The organism is Kerstersia sp., from assembly GCF_052103615.1.
Taxonomy (GTDB): domain Bacteria; phylum Pseudomonadota; class Gammaproteobacteria; order Burkholderiales; family Burkholderiaceae_B; genus Kerstersia.
Map to the genome: position 1 here is coordinate 44860 of NZ_JBQEKA010000004.1, position 16187 is coordinate 61046.

The 16187-nt window shown below is 61.4% G+C and carries 16 protein-coding genes; 10 read left to right on the plus strand and 6 right to left on the minus strand.

Annotated features, from left to right (window positions below; genetic code table 11):
- Positions 1–107: 107 nt before the first annotated feature.
- Positions 108–332 (minus strand): YbdD/YjiX family protein, encoded by a 225-nt coding sequence (locus ACTJGZ_RS02090; RefSeq protein ID WP_441661307.1) that lies wholly within the window; start codon positions 330–332, stop codon positions 108–110.
- Positions 333–340: 8 nt separating this feature from the next.
- Positions 341–2440, minus strand: a complete 2100-nt coding sequence (locus tag ACTJGZ_RS02095) for a carbon starvation CstA family protein (RefSeq protein WP_441661308.1) — start codon at positions 2438–2440, stop codon at positions 341–343.
- Between the two features lie 188 nt (positions 2441–2628).
- Between ACTJGZ_RS02095 and ACTJGZ_RS02100 the strand changes: the two genes are divergently transcribed.
- The 7 genes from ACTJGZ_RS02100 to ACTJGZ_RS02130 all read left to right on the plus strand — a co-directional run bounded on the left by ACTJGZ_RS02100 (position 2629) and on the right by ACTJGZ_RS02130 (position 9371).
- The gene (locus ACTJGZ_RS02100) at positions 2629–4065 is read left to right on the plus strand and encodes a cache domain-containing protein (protein WP_441661309.1); all 1437 of its coding nucleotides are present in this window, start codon (positions 2629–2631) and stop codon (positions 4063–4065) included.
- 26 nt (positions 4066–4091) lie between these two features.
- The gene (locus ACTJGZ_RS02105) at positions 4092–4745 is read left to right on the plus strand and encodes a response regulator (protein ID WP_441661310.1); all 654 of its coding nucleotides are present in this window, start codon (positions 4092–4094) and stop codon (positions 4743–4745) included.
- A gap of 143 nt (positions 4746–4888) precedes the next feature.
- Positions 4889–5299: an aspartate 1-decarboxylase gene (gene panD / locus ACTJGZ_RS02110; protein WP_441661311.1), complete on the plus strand. Its 411-nt coding sequence runs from the start codon at positions 4889–4891 to the stop codon at positions 5297–5299.
- Positions 5300–5359: 60 nt separating this feature from the next.
- Positions 5360–6229, plus strand: coding sequence for a 3-methyl-2-oxobutanoate hydroxymethyltransferase (gene panB / locus ACTJGZ_RS02115; RefSeq protein WP_441661312.1), 870 nt, complete (start codon positions 5360–5362; stop codon positions 6227–6229).
- Between the two features lie 56 nt (positions 6230–6285).
- The gene (gene panC, locus ACTJGZ_RS02120) at positions 6286–7113 is read left to right on the plus strand and encodes a pantoate--beta-alanine ligase (RefSeq protein ID WP_441661313.1); all 828 of its coding nucleotides are present in this window, start codon (positions 6286–6288) and stop codon (positions 7111–7113) included.
- Between the two features lie 483 nt (positions 7114–7596).
- Positions 7597–8070, plus strand: coding sequence for a hypothetical protein (locus ACTJGZ_RS02125; protein WP_441661314.1), 474 nt, complete (start codon positions 7597–7599; stop codon positions 8068–8070).
- 32 nt (positions 8071–8102) lie between these two features.
- Positions 8103–9371, plus strand: coding sequence for an MFS transporter (locus ACTJGZ_RS02130; RefSeq protein ID WP_441661315.1), 1269 nt, complete (start codon positions 8103–8105; stop codon positions 9369–9371).
- Positions 9372–9545: 174 nt separating this feature from the next.
- On the opposite strand, the gene ACTJGZ_RS02135 is transcribed toward ACTJGZ_RS02130, so the two are convergent.
- The 3 genes from ACTJGZ_RS02135 to ACTJGZ_RS02145 are packed head-to-tail and all read right to left on the minus strand — an operon-like array spanning position 9546 to position 12525.
- Positions 9546–10733: an acetate/propionate family kinase gene (locus ACTJGZ_RS02135; protein WP_441661360.1), complete on the minus strand. Its 1188-nt coding sequence runs from the start codon at positions 10731–10733 to the stop codon at positions 9546–9548.
- A gap of 43 nt (positions 10734–10776) precedes the next feature.
- Positions 10777–11772 carry a phosphate acetyltransferase gene (locus tag ACTJGZ_RS02140; protein ID WP_441661316.1) on the minus strand — a complete coding sequence of 332 codons (996 nt, stop codon included), beginning with the start codon at positions 11770–11772 and terminating at the stop codon, positions 10777–10779.
- Between the two features lie 15 nt (positions 11773–11787).
- The gene (locus ACTJGZ_RS02145; protein ID WP_441661317.1) at positions 11788–12525 is read right to left on the minus strand and encodes a beta-ketoacyl-ACP reductase; all 738 of its coding nucleotides are present in this window, start codon (positions 12523–12525) and stop codon (positions 11788–11790) included.
- A gap of 368 nt (positions 12526–12893) precedes the next feature.
- Between ACTJGZ_RS02145 and ACTJGZ_RS02150 the strand changes: the two genes are divergently transcribed.
- Positions 12894–13817 (plus strand): DMT family transporter, encoded by a 924-nt coding sequence (locus ACTJGZ_RS02150; RefSeq protein WP_441661318.1) that lies wholly within the window; start codon positions 12894–12896, stop codon positions 13815–13817.
- Positions 13818–14227: 410 nt separating this feature from the next.
- Here the strand turns inward: ACTJGZ_RS02150 and ACTJGZ_RS02155 are convergent, their stop codons facing one another.
- Complete coding sequence (locus ACTJGZ_RS02155; protein ID WP_441661319.1) at positions 14228–14473, minus strand: hypothetical protein; 246 nt, start codon at positions 14471–14473, stop codon at positions 14228–14230.
- A 28-nt stretch (positions 14474–14501) separates the two neighbouring features.
- On the opposite strand from ACTJGZ_RS02155, the gene wecB reads away from it, so the two are divergent.
- Together wecB and ACTJGZ_RS02165 are read left to right on the plus strand one after the other, a co-directional pair.
- Positions 14502–15638, plus strand: a complete 1137-nt coding sequence (gene wecB, locus ACTJGZ_RS02160; protein ID WP_441661320.1) for a non-hydrolyzing UDP-N-acetylglucosamine 2-epimerase — start codon at positions 14502–14504, stop codon at positions 15636–15638.
- 44 nt (positions 15639–15682) lie between these two features.
- The coding region (locus tag ACTJGZ_RS02165; RefSeq protein WP_441661321.1) for a hypothetical protein at positions 15683–16187 on the plus strand (505 nt) is incomplete at its 3' end.

Consider the following 16187-nt stretch of genomic DNA (forward strand, 5'->3'; position numbering starts at 1 on the left):
CCGGCGGCGCGGACGCCTGCGCCTGGCGCCCCCAAAAAATCAGCGCCAAAATAAAAACAGGCCCGCAAATCCATGCGGGCCTGTCTGGCGCTATGCGCGGCAAGGGATCAGCAACAACCTATCCTGCCCTTCCCGCCATATCGCGCTTCCTGGCGTTCCTTGAAAAACGCCTCGTAGCTCATGGGTTCCTGATCCGGGTGGTTACGGCGCATATGAGCCACATAGGTCTCGTAGTCCGGCACGCCCACCATCAGACGCAAGGTGCGCCCCAGGTAGCGGCCAGCCTCCCCGGCGGCGGAAGCCGCCCCGGAAAAGCGCCCGGTCAGGTTCATGCGCGCCATCAGTGCGCCCCTGTCGCCACGGCCGCTTCCGGCGGCAAGGGCTCATACGGCGTTTCATTGGCCGTCGGCTGCGACTGGCGGCGCGCCTGGAAGACGGAACGGATACCGAACACCAGGATGCTCAACACGACAAAGATGAAAATGCCGCACAAGCTTGCATTCACATAGTCGTTGAAAATCACGCGGCTCATCTCGGACAGCGATTTAGCCGGCGCCAGCACCTTGTCTTCCGCCAACGCCTGGGCATACACCTTGGCATGGGCCACGAAACCGATCTTCGGATTGCTATGGAAGATCTTCTCGAAACCGGCGGTCAGCGTGCAAGCCAGCAGCCAGATCGTCGGCAGAATCGTCACCCAGGCATAGCGGTCACGCTTCATCTTGAAGAGCACCACCGTGCCCAGCATCAGCGCCACCGCAGCCAGCATCTGGTTGGCAATCCCGAAGAGCGGCCACAAGGTATTGATGCCGCCCAGCGGATCCACCACCCCTTGATACAGGAAGTGCCCCCATGCCGCCACGCAAAGCGCCGTCGCCAGCAAGTTGGCAGGCAGCGACTCCGTGCGGCGCAGGCTGGGCGCGAAAGTGCCCAGCAGGTCCTGCAGCATGAAGCGGCCTGCCCGCGTGCCGGCATCGACTGCCGTCAGGATGAACAGCGCTTCGAACAGAATGGCGAAGTGATACCAGAACGCCATCATGGCCTGGCCGCCTATCAGTTGCTGCAAGATATAGGCCATCCCGACTGCCAGCGTCGGCGCGCCGCCCGCACGCGAGATAATCGTGCCTTCGCCGACATTGGCCGCCATCTGCGTCAGCTGATCCGGCGTAATCAGGAAGCCCCAGCTGGAGACCACCTGGGCAGCCTGTTCAGGCGTGGTGCCGATCAGCGCCGCCGGGCTGTTCATCGCATAGTAGATACCCGGCTCGATCACGCAAGCCGCCACCAGCGCCATGATCGCCACAAAGGACTCCATCAGCATGCCGCCATAACCGATATAGCGCGCCTGGGTTTCATTTTCGATCAGCTTGGGCGTGGTTCCCGAAGAAATCAGGGCATGGAAACCGGACACGGCGCCGCAGGCAATCGTAATGAACAGGAAGGGGAACAGATCGCCGGACCAGACCGGGCCTGTGCCGTCGATAAAGCGCGTGGTCGCCGGCATCTTCAGTTCCGGCGCGACAATCAGGATGCCCAGCGCCAGCCCGATGATCGTCCCGATTTTCAGGAAGGTGGACAGGTAATCACGCGGCGCCAGCAGCAGCCATACCGGCAGCACTGCCGCAATAAAGCCGTAAATAATCAGCGCCCAGGTCAGTTGCGGGCCGTCCAGATCAAACACCGGCGCCCATTCGGCGCTGGCGGCAACATCCTGGCCAAAAATAATGGCGGCCATCAGCAGCACAAAGCCGATGATGGAAATCTCGCCGATGCGTCCGGGCCGGATATAGCGCAAATACACGCCCATGAACAGCGCGATGGGAATGGTGGCCGCCACCGTGAACGTCCCCCAGGGGGAGTGCGTCAACGCCTTGACGACGATCAGCGCCAGCACGGCCAGAATGATCACCATGATCATGAAGGCGCCGAACAGCGCAATCACGCCTGGCACCTGGCCCAGTTCGCTCTTGATCAGATCCCCCAGGGAGCGGCCATCGCGGCGGGTGGAAATGAACAGCACGATGAAATCCTGCACCGCACCGGCGAACACCACCCCTGCCAGCAGCCACAGCACACCGGGCAGATAGCCCATCTGCGCGGCCAGCACCGGCCCCACCAGCGGGCCCGCGCCCGCAATAGCGGCAAAATGGTGGCCGAACAAAATATGCTTGTTGGTTGGAACGTAATCCAGACCGTCATTGTGTTTCCAGGCCGGCGTCATGCGCGTCGCGTCCAGGCGGAACACATTGCGTGCGATGAAACGGCTGTAATAGCGGTAGGCAATCAAATAGACGCAAACCGCGGCAATGACGATCCATAGCGCATTGACGGTTTCACCCCGGGTCAGCGCCACGGTGCCCAGGGCAAATGCCCCGACCACCGCAACCACGATCCAGGCGATTCCTTGCGCCCATCCTCTCTGCTGCTGCTGGGCATGCATAAGCTCTCTCCTCCTGTTGTTCGGATAGGCCAGACCGGCCGCCGGCCCTGCTCCGCACTCGGGCATCATTTAAGTAGAATTAGATATAGCGCCGGGCCCCGTCAGTATTTCGATTTTCTACGGGGTGAACAAGCGTGGAGCTACTTAAGGCATATGCGTACTACCACGCAGGGGAAAACCATCAGCCTATGAAACTTCGCCTGAAAATCCTGCTGTTGGCCATTCTGCCTTTCCTGATTGCCATGGCCGCCATTTCCGCTGTCACCCTGCATCAGGGGCTGGCGCTGGCCGACAAAGAAAAAGACGCCATCCGGCAAGCCTGGATGCAGGGGCGGGAAAACGAATTGCGCCATTATGTGCGTATTGCCCAGAGCGCCATTGCGCCGCTGGTTGCCGCCACGGCGCATGCCCCCGACGACACCGCCGCCCTGCAGCGCCAGGCGCTGGGCTTGCTGCAGCGCCTGGACTTCGGCCCTGATGGCTATTTCTATGTTTACGACCAGCAGGGTGTGAACCTGATGCATCCGCGCCAGCCTGAACTCGTTGGGCGCTCGCTGTGGGATCTGCGCGACCCGCAAGGCCAGCCCACCATCCAGCGCCTGCTGGCCGCCGCAAAACGCAGCGGCGCGCACGGCGAAGCGCTGCCTTATTACTGGGAAAAGCCCTCGGCCCGCCAAACCACGGAAAAACTGGGCTATGTCGTGGATGTCGCCCCCTGGGACTGGATGATGGGAACCGGCCTGTACCTGGATGACATTGACGCCACGCTGACGCGCATAGACGAAACCGCCCTCAACAATATCCATACCACGCAAATGCGGATTGCCGGCATTGCGCTGCTGGGTGTCGCCCTGGTCATGCTATGCGGTCTGGCGCTCAACATCAGTGATCAGCGGCAATCCGACGCCAAGCTGCAGCGCATGGCCCGCCAGGTCGTTCACTCCCAGGAAGAAGAACGCGCCCGCCTGGCGCGCGAACTGCATGACGGCATCAGCCAGCTACTGGTTTCCGTCAAGCTGATCCTGGAGAGCGCCCGTCACGCGCTGAACCGCCATGCCGGCATTTGCCAGGCGCCGCGCGGCAATCTCGATGAAACACTGCAACAGGCGCAGGACAGGCTGAACACGACACTGGCGGAAGTGCGGCGGATCTCCCATAACCTGCGCCCCACCCTGCTGGATGACCTGGGGCTGGATGCCGCCCTGCGCCACCTGCTGCAGGAACTGCCCGATGCCGCCGCAACGGCCGGCGCCCTGCCTTTGCGTGCCGAGTTCAGCAGCCACGGCCAGTCCCGCCCCTTGCCCGACACCCATGCCACCACCTTGTTCCGGATCACCCAGGAAGCCCTGGTCAATGTGCTGCGCCATGCCAAGGCGCACAGTGTCCGGGTGATCCTCAGCTACAACACCGGGGATATCTCTCTGTATATTGCCGACGACGGCCAAGGCTTCGATTTCGACAGCGTTCACAACGACCCCATGCGCGGGCTGGGGCTGCGCAGCATGCGCGAGCGCCTGGAAACCCTGGGGGGCAGCCTGTATATTTCTGCCGGCGGCCATGGCACGACCGTCATGGCGAAAATTCCGCTGCCGGACACGCGCGCCGCCCCCCGCCAATCTTCCTGATGAATCGCTACCCAAGGACCGAGGCTATGCTTGCCCCCATACGCATCATGCTGGTGGATGACCACGAACTGGTACGCGATGGCATCCGCCTGTGCCTGAGTTCGCACCCGGAACTGGAAATCATCGGTGAAGCCTCAGGTTACGACCCGGCGCTGACGCAACTGGCGCTGCTGGCCAGCCAGGCCGGGCCGGCCGGGCTGCCGGATCTCGTCCTGACCGACCTGAACATGCGCGGCACCGATGGCCTGGCGCTGATTGCCGCCATTCATGAACGCTGGCCCCAGATTGCTACGCTGGTCTTGTCCATGCATGACAATACGGAATACATCACCCGCGCCTTGCGCGCTGGCGCCCGCGGCTATCTGCTGAAAGATGGCCCGTCACAGGAACTGGTGCAGGCCATAGGCGCCATCATGAATGGCCAGGCCTATTTCAGCGCGCCGGTCATGGCGCAACTGGCCCGGCATCACCCTTACGGGCCGGAGCCGCTGCTCACACAAAGGGAAAAACAGATTCTTGCCGCCATCGGCAGCGGCCATGCCAGCAAGCAGATCGCGCGCGAACTGGATCTGTCCGTGCGCACGGTGGAAACCCACCGCCAGAACATTCGCCGCAAATTGCAAATCGACGGGCAGGCCGAGCTCATCAAGTATGCCGTCGAGCACAAAGACGCTCTGTAGCGCGCATCCCGGCCGAAAATCGCATCAGCAAGCGCCAATTCCGCGATAATGCCATTCATGGGCAGCCCGCCATGGCGCGGCGCCGTCCTGCCGGCGACATGCCGCGCCTCCCGGAACCACTAGAATAACGACGCCAGACAGCCATGTACCGCACCCTGCTAAAAGCCAAGATCCATCGTGCCACCGTCACGGACTGCGAACTGCATTACGAAGGATCCTGCGCCATTGATGAAGACCTGCTCGATGCTTCGGGCATCCTGGAAAATGAACAGGTCCACATCTGGAATATCAATAACGGCGAACGCCTGATTACTTATGCCATCCGCGGCAAGCGCGGCAGCGGCGTCATCTCGCTCAATGGTTCGGCGGCGCGCAAGGCCTCGACTGGCGACCTGGTGATCATCGCCGCCTTTGCCCAGGTCAGCGAGGCTGAGCTGGCAGCCGGCTACAAGCCGCAACTGGTGTTTGTCGATGCCGATAACCGTGCCGTGTCCGCCCGCGACCACGTTCCCCTGCAGGAAAGCGGCGGCCTGACACAAAACGGCGCGGGCTAAACCGCGCCCTACCGGCATCGGCGCCTGGCCGGCCGGATAACAACAATACCCGGAGACGACTTGAGCAGCACACCCCAACCCGGCGCGCCAGCCCGGCGCCCGACAGTGACCCTTAATAGCCTGGCGGCCCAGCGCGCGCGCGGCGAAAAAATCGCCATGCTGACGGCCTACGATGCCACATTCGGCCTGCTGGCTGACCGCGCCGGCATGGATTGCCTGCTGGTGGGTGATTCGCTGGGCATGGTCTGCCAAGGGCTGTCCAGCACCACGCCGGTCAGCCTCGATACGATGGTTTATCACACCGAATCCGTGGCGCGCGGCCTGCGGCACGGCGGCGGCAGCGCCTGGCTGCTGACCGACCTGCCCTTCGGCAGTTACCACCTGTCGCGCGAGCAGGCCTTGGCCAGCGCCTTGCGGCTGATTCAGGCCGGCGCCCAGATGGTCAAACTGGAAGGCGGCGGCTGGACGGCTGAAACCGTTGCCTTTCTGGTCGAACGCGGCGTCCCGGTTTGTGCCCACCTGGGCCTGACGCCGCAAACCGTCCATGTGCTGGGCGGCTATCGCCTGCAAGGCAAGGAAGATACCGCCGCGCACAAGCTGCTGGACGATGCCGTCGCCCTGGAACAGGCCGGCGCGGCCATGGTTGTGCTGGAAATGGTACCGGCACTGCTGGCGCGCCAAATCACTGCCGCGCTCTCGCACTGCGCCACCATTGGCATAGGCGCGGGCAGCGGCACCGATGGCCAGGTGCTGGTCGTGCATGACATGCTGGGCGCCACCAGCGGCAAATTGCCCCGTTTTGTCCGCAATTTCCTGGCTGATGCCCAACCTGGCAGCGGGCCTGACAGCGGTATTGCCGGGGCCATGAGCGCCTATGTTCAGGCCGTCAAAGCCGGCCACTACCCGGATGACAGCCAGCACGCCTGGTAGCCACTTATTCGCGCCCGTCCCCGCCCCTGGCAGAACGGGCGCCAGGAAACGCTTCGATGAAAATCGTCCATACCCCCGCAGAACTGCGCGCCGCCCTGGCGGGCAGCCAGCGCCCGGCTTTTGTCCCGACCATGGGCAACCTGCATGACGGCCACCTGTCGCTGATCCGCCAGGCTGCAGAACTGGGCGACACGACCGTCGCCAGCATCTTCGTCAACCGGCTGCAATTCCTGCCGCATGAAGACTTCGACAGCTATCCGCGCACCTGGGACGCAGATTGCGAAAAACTGCGCCAGAACGGCTGCGACATCCTGTTCGCCCCGCGTGAAGGGGATCTTTACCCTGAACCGCAGACCTTCAAAGTGCAGCCCGACCCGGCTATCGCCGACATTCTGGAAGGCGAATTCCGCCCTGGCTTTTTCACGGGCGTCTGCACCGTCGTCATGAAACTGTTCTGCTGCGTGCAGCCGGCCTATGCCGTCTTCGGCAAAAAAGACTACCAGCAGTTGCAGGTGATTCGTGCCATGGCACGCCAATTCGCCCTGCCCATAGAGATTGTGGCTGGCGCGACGGCCCGCGCCGCCGACGGGCTGGCGCTCTCCTCCCGCAATGGCTACCTGGCCCAGGCCGAACGCCAGGCCGCGCCGCAACTGCATGCCGCCTTGCAAACGCTGGCCGACGCCTGGCGGCAAGGCCGGCGCGACCTCGCCGCCATGGAAAGCGAAGCGCGCGCGCAATTGGCGGCGCAAGGCTGGAAACCGGATTACCTGACCCTGCGCCAGGCCGATACCCTGCAGACACCCGCGCAGGACGAAGCCCGGCTGGTCGCCCTGGGCGCCGCCAGGCTGGGCAACACCCGGCTGATCGACAACCTGGAGCTGTAAACCCGCAGGGCTTTTTGTTGTCTAGTGGCCTAGCCGCCCTGCGCGTTCTGGCGCAGCTCAGGGACACAGGGACACAGGGACATCAGGGGCCGCGCCTGGCGGCCAGCCGCGGACATGCTCCGCGGCATCCCGCTCTAGGCATATGCTTTTTACGCTATCTGCGTCTTATCGCATCGCCTTCTCACAGCCTATCCTGCTGCCCGCTTTCCGGCTGCCGCGCCCCGCGCTGGCCCTGCGGCAGACGCCGGGGGCTGCCCCGCCCCCGGGGCGGCCCTTGCCCCTTCTGCCTCTAGTCCTTAAGCGCTCCTTCAGCCGACTCGCGCTACACTCTTGAATAAGACTGCCTTTTTGTCCATGCAATATTCGACATTGTCGGTATCTGCGGCTTTCCGCGGCGCCTGCTGCGGCGCGCCGGGGTCATGGACAGCGGCCTTGCGCCTTTCCCTTCCCTCCCGGGCCTGCCCGGAACCAGGATCGCCATCCATGAGCATGCAAACCTCCGATTCATCCACTCCCTACGGCCTCCAGGACGATGCCCTGACCTTGAATGGCCAGGTGTATCCGCGCGAGCAAATTTCCAGCATCGCGTTCCATCCCAACGCCAAGATCACGGAACAGCGCATGGGCGGCTGGCTGCTGGGGGTCGTCGCATTCGTCGCCATCAGCATTTCTTTTGGCACCAGCATCGGCATCATGCTCAGCAATGGCGGGCCAGTGGTCTATGCATTCATCTTCGCGCTCGCCCTGGCTGGCGGCCTGTATGTGGGCCGGATCGGCCTGCCCAACCGTACCAAACACTTCACCAGTTATGCGGTTGCCATGCAAATGCGCGACGGCTCCCGCCTGAATTCGCCCATGACGCTGACGCCTGATCATGCCGCCCTGCTGCGCGACGAATTGGCACGCCGCTGGTCCATGCACGCGCAATGGCGCTCCCTGCCGTCCCACCAGGCCTAATCCTCCCAGCCCGCCTTTTCGAGAACGCTTCCATGAGCAGCACGGCCTCTTCCACCTTGCACGAAAGCGAACAGCCGCCCGCAAACCGCGACTGGCACACCATTACGCTGGTGGGCATTGCTCATGCTACCTCGCACTTCTTCCAGCTGGTCATCCCGACGCTATACACCTCGCTGGGCCTGGCCTTTGGCCTGGATTTCGCCCAGCTCGGCCTGCTGGTTTCGCTGTTTTTCGTGGCGTCGGGAGTGGGGCAAGCCTCGTCGGGCTTTATCGTGGACCGTATCGGCGCCCGCAGCGTGCTCTGGTTCGGGCTGGGCAGTTTCATGACGGCGGGCCTGCTAATCAGCGCCGCGCCCAATTACACGGTGCTGGTTATTGCCGCCCTGATCGCCGGCCTGGGCAATTCCGTCTTTCACCCGGTGGATTACGCCATCATTAATCAGCGTATCCACCCCACCCGCCTGGGCCATGCTTTCAGCCTGCACCTTCTGACTGGCAGCCTGGGCTGGGCGCTCGCGCCTATTTTCCTGAGCACCATCAGCGTCGCGGCGGGCTGGCGCAGCGCCGCCCTGTGTGCCGGGCTGCTGGCTGGCGTTGTCCTGCTGCTCTGTCTGCTGGGCCGCGACCACCTGGGCGATAGCCAGACGCGGCGCAAGCAAGCGACACATGCCGCTAAACAGGGTGTCCAAACTGCCCCTGCCAGCCTGATGTCCTTGCTGCGCAATCCTGTGCTCTGGGCCGCCTTTGCCTTTTTCGGCTTCAGTTCCCTGGCCTTTTCATCCGTCCAGAACTACACCATCCCCATTTTGCAGCAAGTTCACCACCTGACGGAAATCGTCGCCAGCTCGGCGCTGTCGGGATATATGCTCGCGTCGGCGCTGGGCATGCTGGTCGGCGGTTTCCTGGCCCGTTCCAACGCCCGCAATGAACTCATCATCGGCACGGCCCTGGTGCTTTCAGGCCTGATGCTGGTTTTGGTTGCGCTCAACTGGGTGCCCGGCTACGCCATCCTGCTCGCCATCGCGTCGGCCGGGTTTTTCTCCGGCATCGCCGGGCCTTCGCGCGACATGCTGATACGGCGTGTGACGCCCAAAGGCTCGGTGGGTTCCGTCTATGGCCTGGTCTATTCCGGGATGGACGTCGGCGCTGCGCTCGGCCCCCTGGCATTCGGTGTCATGATGGATGCCGGCCAATTGCAAGGCCCCTGGCTCGCCGCTGGCGCCGCCATGTGCTGTTCCGCCATGCTGGCGGCGGCTATCGCCCGGGGCGCAAGGCCCGCCGTCACCACCGCGGCGGCCTGAAACCAGACAGACTGCTGGCTTGCAGACAGTCATCGACAAGCCTGAAATCAAAAAACCTGGGCTGCCTTGTTTGGCAGCCCAGGTTTTTTCATGCGAGGCAGCACACAGATTAAGCGCTGCCATCAACAGTACCAGACCCAGCTTTGTGCTCAGTCCTGGTTTTCAATCCTGCATTCAGTGCAGCAAAGCCAGCGTATGCTCGGCAATCACCAATTCCTCATTGGTAGGCACGACATAAACCGACACCCGGCTGTCATCCGCCGAAATCACGGTTTCGTGCCCCTGATTCCGTGCCGCATCCAGCCTGACGCCCAGCCAATCCAGGCGCTCGCAGATCTGCGCCCTGGCCTGGGCATCGTTCTCGCCCACACCCGCGGTAAAGACCAGCGTATCCAGGCCGCCAGCGGCCACGCACAGACCCGCAATTCCCTCGGCCGTACGCCAGGCGAAATACTCGCGCGCGCGCCTGGCTGCCACGGTATCGCTGGCGGCAATTTCGCGCATATCCGCGCTGATGCCTGACAAACCCAGCATGCCGCTTTCCTTGTAGAGCACCCGCTGCACCTCTTCCGGGCTCATGCCGCGCTCCATCATCCACAGCACGACACCGGCATCCAGGCGGCCAGGACGCGTGGACATCGGCAAACCATCCAGGGCCGTAAAGCCCATCGTGCTGTCAACGCTCACGCCCTGCTTCATGGCGCAAGCCGACGCCCCGGACCCCAGGTGCGCCACAATCAGCCTGCCGGCGGCAGCCTCGGACGCCAGCTCGCGCATGCGGCGCTGAATATATTCGTAAGACAGGCCATGAAACCCATAGCGGCGCACTCCCTGGCTGAACATGGCTTCGGGAATGGCATAGCGGTCCGCCACCTCGGAGTGCGTCCGGTGAAACGCCGTATCGAAACACGCCACCTGCATCATGTCCGGCGCAATGCGGCGGATAACCTCGATGGCCTCCAGCGCAGAAGGCTGGTGCAATGGCGCCAAAGGCACCAGCGCATGCAGCTGCTGCAACACAGCGGCATCAACCCGCACAGGCTCGGTAAAATCCGGCCCGCCATGCACCACCCGATGGCCGATGGCCACCGGCGGATTATCCAGGCGGTCGGCCAGCCAATTGCTCAGCAACTCCTGAGCCGCGCCAATATCACGCGCCGCTTCCGGCGCCAGCGGCTCGTCGGCCAGTTTCTGGCCGTCAGCTGCCTTGACCTTGAAGCGCGGCTGGCGTCCCCCTATCCCCGATACCTGACCGTCCAGCAAAGGTTCCAGCGCCGCCGGATCGCGTGTCGCAGGCACGCCATAGAGCCGGAACTTGAAGCTGGAACTGCCGGCATTGACTACCAATATCGTATCGTCCATCACGACTGCAACTCCCGCTCTGCGTGCGATTTCAAACCCTGTTTCACGCCACCGGCCGCTGGCGCAGCAGGTAATTGGCATAAATGGCGCTGACTGCGCAGGATGCCAGACGGGCCTGCATATGCTCGGCACGGCTCGTCAGGATGATGGGAACACGCGCCCCCACGACCACCCCGGCGGAACTCGCCCCGGACAGGAAGATCAGATTTTTGGCCAGCATATTGCCCGCTTCCAGATCGGGAACGACCAATACCTGCGCTTGCCCGGCCACACTGGACTTGATGCCCTTGATCCGCGCGGCATCCATGTCAATGGCATTATCCAATGCCAACGGGCCATCCAGCACACCACCGGCAATCTGGCCACGATCCGCCATCTTGCACAAGGCTGCCGCCACAATCGTATTCGGAATCTGCGGCGTCACTTGCTCGACCGCCGACAGAATCGCCACGCGCGGCTCGCCCAGACCCAGGCCGATATGCAGGTCGATCACATTACGTACGATATCGGCCTTGGCTTCCAGATCGGGATTGATATTGATGGCCGCATCCGTAATGAATAAGGGATGGGTATAGGAAGGCACTTCCATCACGAAGACGTGGCTGATGCGCCGGCCCGTGCGCAACCCGGTTTCCCTGGCCACGACCGCACTCATCAGCTCATCGGTATGCAGGCTGCCTTTCATCAGCAAAGCCGCCCGGCCGCAGCGCACCTGCTGCACCGCGACTTCCGCCGAAGCATGGCTATGCGGCGTGTCGATAATCTCCACGCCATTCAAATCCAGCCCGGCCTGCTCCGCCACGCTGCGTATGCGCGCCTGAGGCCCGACCAGCAAAGGCTGCATCAGGCCCAGGCGGCCGGCCTCCAGCGCCCCCGAGAGCGACACTTCATCGCAAGGGTGCGCCACCGCGCAAACCTGAGCCTGCAAACTTCTGGCCTTGGCAATCAAGGCCTGATAATGCGCGCCCCCCTGCGCGCCCGTTTTCTGGGCGCCGGAGGCATTGCCGGCCAGCTGGCCGGCCACTGGTTGCTGTCCCATGACCGGCGCTCCGCCTTACATCATGTGCAGGCCGCCATTGACGGAGAAATCCCCGCCAGTGGCGAAACCTGCATCATCAGACGCCAGCCAGGCGACCATGGAAGCAATTTCCTCCGGCTCGCCCAAACGGCGCACCGGGATACCAGCCACGATTTTCTGCAGCGCTTCTTCAGGCACAGCGCGCACCATTTCGGTGGCGATATAGCCGGGCGACACGGTATTGACTGTCACGCCCTTGGACGCCACTTCCTGAGCCAAAGCCATCGTAAAGCCGTGTATCCCTGCCTTGGCGGCGGAATAGTTCACCTGGCCGAACTGCCCTTTCTGGCCGTTGACCGAACTGATGTTGATGACCCGGCCCCACTGGCGCTCGACCATCCCTTCGATGACCTGCTTGGTCACGTTGAACAGGCTGTTCAGGTTGGTATCTATCACCGCGCGCCAATTTTCCAGCGACATCTTGCGGAACACGCCATCACGCGTAATGCCTGCATTATTGACCAGCACGTCGATCGGGCCCACTGTTTCCACCACTTTGGCAATCGCTGCCTTGGTGCTTTCCCAATCGGACACATCGCTCAGCATCGCCTGGAATTCATAGCCAGCCGCTTTCTGTTCTTCCAGCCAAGCCTTGGGGTCGCGTGACAGACTTGCCCCTGCAATGACTTTGAAACCTGCATCGGCCAATTTGCGGCAAATCGCCGTTCCAATGCCGCCCATACCACCGGTAACCAATGCAATCTTTTGCGCCATAGCTAACCTCTACGTTTTTCAAGCAACTCAGCGGCTCCCGCCGCAAGACCTAAAATAGCTGCCGCAAGCCGCGTCAGCCAAGGAACCTGGTACTTCAGAAGAATCTGGATGGTACCAAGGTTGCCTCGAAAAAGCATGGCGCACTGCAGCGATCTTGACTTAAAGCAAAGCGCCGCACAAGAAAGCTCCTTATCGTCAGCAAAATGCCACCCGACTAGTTTCAAGTCATTTCAAATCATGATCGCCTCATTGCGCCCTCATGATTTGCCAATATAAATCCCGGTCCGCCGATTCTCCTTGATTTCCGCCGGACCATATCCAGCTTCCCAGGAATACGGTATCTTGATAGGCAAGATTCCCGCCTTCCTATGAAACCGAGCCATTTACCCCCTGCCGCTAGCCGGCCAGCCGGACGCTATCTGTCCGGCATTCTGCTATTGGTCGCCTCGACCGCCACCCTGAGCACCCTGGACGCCAGCAGCAAATGGCTGATGGTAGCCGGCATGCCTGTGCTGCTGACCGCCTGGGTGCGCTACCTGATTCACGTCGTGCTGGTTCTGGCTCTGGTCCTGCCCAAGCAAGGCGTGCGCGTCGTGCGTTCATCGCAGCCTGTCGCCCAGCTGCTGCGCGGCTTGCTGATGCTGCTGACCACCCTGTGCGCCTTCACCACCCTGCGCTACCTGCCGCAGGCGGAAGCCACCGCCATCATCTTCCTGGCGCCGCTCATCATGCTGGCAGCCGCGCCATGGCTGCTGCGCGAGCCGCCCAAGCGCTCGCGCTGGATTGCCGCGCTGGCTGGCTTCATCGGTGTTCTTTTCATCGTTCGCCCGGGCAGCGGGCTAGACCCTGTTGGCGTCCTCTACGGTATTCTGACCGCCTGCTTCCTCGCGGGCCAATTCATCATTACGCGCCGCCTGGCCAACGACCACGCGCTAACCTCGCTCATCTGGAGCGGCCTGTTCGGCACCGTCGCCCTCACCCTCGCCCTGTTCTTCATCCAGGATGCCTGGCAACCGCTCTGGAATGCGCCGCTCTTCTATTGGCTGCCGCTGCTGGCAACCGGCGTCTTCGGCGCCCTGGGCCACCTGCTGCAAATCCAGGCCTACCGCAGCGCCCCCGCCTCCGTCCTGGCGCCCTTCAACTACGCCCATATCCTGGGCGCCTGCGCCTGGGGCTGGATCATCTATCGCCACATGCCGGATGCCTGGTCCTGGACCGGCATCGGGATTATCTGCTGCAGCGGCATTGCCATTGGAATTCTGGAATGGTATGGGGCGCGCAAACGGCGCTGATACCCAGGCACGCCGGCGGCCCACACCGCCTCCGCAATCACAACAGCATTCCGTCGCCTGAGTGCCATGAGCATCAAGCGGCGCAGCCTGGCTGAATCAATAAAACCAAAAATACCAATTAAAAGCGATTGAACAGCTTCACTACGGGTGATATTTTTCACTGTTTGCCCGTGCATTAAAAACATCCCGCCTGATATTCCCCCAAATCGCAGCCTATAAAATTCCAGTAACAGGAATTAATCCCAGCACGCCTATCGTAAAAACGATAGTGCTACGGCATTCCAAATCAGCCTGCTTATAAAAATCGAACCGAGCAATAACTGGAAGCAACTGAAGGCAATTTTTCATTCAATCATTATTGAAAAACCGATCTTGATATGGCAGGATCAGTTCCCGGCACATTAGAAAACTCAAATCTCTCCGGCAACCGTCACGACGGCACCAGGCAAGGGCGCAAGGGGCAGCACGCACCAGAAACAACAATGCTTATCATTAAATCTCAATTGAAAACGTTTCTTACTGCCGCCCACACCCATGCCGATAAACTCTATAATGACAAGTTTCAGGATGGTCATAAAATAGCGTCGTGCAAGCGCGGCGGGCAGCCCCAAAAAAATCGAGGCTGACATTCCGGCCACGACAAAGAATCTCGCCATTCAGCCACACAAAAGAAAAAGTCAATTAATGAAAATCGTCTCCGTCTTTGGCACACGCCCCGAAGCCATTAAAATGGCTTCTGTCGTGAAAGAAATTCAACGCCGGGAAGAACTGCATGGAATCGTATGCATTAGCAGCCAGCAGCGGGAAATGCTGCAGGGGGTATTGGATGTCTTCGACATTCAGCCTGACTACGATCTCGCCGTGCAGCGCAAGACATTTTCACTTTCTGAATTAACGGCTCAGATTCTTACGAATCTCGATGCGGTACTGGAAACCAGCAAACCCGATATGCTGCTGGTTCACGGCGATACCTCCACTACCCTGGCTGCCGCATTGGCTGCGTTTCACCGACAGATTCCCATCGGTCATGTCGAAGCCGGCTTGCGAACCGGGAATCTGGCCTCCCCATGGCCCGAAGAAGGCAATCGCCGTGCCGTGGGCGCGCTCGCCAGCTTGCACTTCGCGCCCACGCAAGACGCCGCCGACAATCTGCTGGCGGAAAACTTCCCCGCATCCCGCATCTTTGTCACCGGTAATACCGTCATTGACTCCCTGCTGATGACGCGCGGAAAAATCCAGACCACTCCCGGTCTCTTGCAGCAGTTGGCGGAAAAATATCCTTTTCTCCAGCCCGGCCGGTCATTAGTGCTGGTCACCGCCCACCGGCGGGAGAATTTTGGCGCGGGTTTTGAACGGATTTGCGCCGCGCTGCGCAATATCGCCCAGCGGCACCCCGACACAGACATCGTGTATCCGGTACACCTCAATCCGAATGTCTTGGGTCCCGTCCATCGTTTGTTAAGCAATATACCCAACGTTCACCTGATTGAACCGCAGGAATACTTTCCTTTTGTTTACCTGATGGATCGGGCGGATGTGCTCCTGACCGACTCTGGCGGTATCCAGGAAGAAGCCCCGTCCCTGGGCAAGCCTGTCCTGGTAATGCGCGATACGACGGAACGTCCGGAAGCCGTCCAGGCAGGAACTGTTGTTCTGGTCGGCACGGATGCCGCGCGCATCGAACAGGAAACCAGCCGTCTGCTGAATGACCCGGTAGCCAGAACGCGCGCCAGCTCCAGACGCAACCCCTATGGAGATGGCCATGCCGCCGAGCACATCGTCGATACCTTGTGTTCGTGGCACCGCCAATCCGCCATTTAGCACCGCCCAAAAATACGATTTGAGTTGACGTCGCCCGGAGCTACATGACACTCGCTACGCTAGACCCCAAAAGCGCCCCTGCTTCAATCAGCCTGGCGCAGATTCTGACTGCCACCTGGATAGGCCTGGCGGCAGCATTTATCGTCTGGCCATTTTCCTGGTCTGTATTTTCGAGCCAGCTTGCAGGCGCATGCATGCTGTTGCCCTGCCTCGCGCGGGTCAAATACTGGCCTGCCTCTCTCAAAACCTTTTTGGGTTTTGCCTGGCTGCCCTATGTGCTCTTGCTGGGCATTCTGCTGCTGCACAGGCTGCATGGCGGCGATCACCCAGGGCTCCTTCTGTTCACCGCATATCTCATCAAAATTCCGCTCTTGAGCCTGCTGGTGATAGGCGCCTTCCATACCTTGCAACGCACCGGTTTGAAATCGGGCGCTATCTTGCTGGTATTCTGGCTGGCTGCCCTGCTGCCGGTGCTGGTCATCCTATTTCAATGGCTGATTCCCTCGTTCCAACTCTGGAGCATCCGCGAGCTTGGCGGCTTCCGCGTTG